This window comes from Paraclostridium dentum, from assembly GCF_012922555.1.
Lineage (GTDB): Bacteria > Bacillota > Clostridia > Peptostreptococcales > Peptostreptococcaceae > Paraclostridium > Paraclostridium dentum.
Genome location: NZ_WIPK01000208.1, coordinates 1 through 307, shown reverse-complemented (window position 1 = coordinate 307; position 307 = coordinate 1). Strand labels below are relative to the sequence as shown.

Annotated in this window: 1 protein-coding gene; it reads left to right on the top strand. The window is 57.0% G+C overall.

Annotation, left to right across the window (positions count from 1 at the left end; genetic code table 11):
- Positions 1-41: 41 nt before the first annotated feature.
- Positions 42-307, top strand: a 266-nt coding sequence (locus tag GFJ41_RS21390) for a glyceraldehyde 3-phosphate dehydrogenase NAD-binding domain-containing protein (RefSeq protein ID WP_500048765.1), incomplete at its 3' end; no start/stop codon positions are given.

The following is a 307-nucleotide window of genomic DNA, read 5'->3' as shown; positions in this document are numbered from 1 at the left end:
GCAAAGGATTCTCCGAGTTCGCCGGACTCCGCAGCTCCGCTGTGGCTCTTCCCCTGAGCAGGAGATCCAACGATGATTTCGTTTCTCTCATTTCCTTCCAAACCTCTGTCGTTGGTGGAGGAAACAAGAGGGGAGTGGTGGAGGCGAAGTTGAAGGTGGCCATCAATGGGTTCGGAAGGATCGGGAGGAACTTCTTGAGGTGTTGGCACGGGAGGAAGGACTCACCCCTCGACGTCATCGCCATTAACGGCACCGGCGGTGTCAAGCAGGCCTCCCACCTCTTGAAATACGACTCCACCCTCGGCAT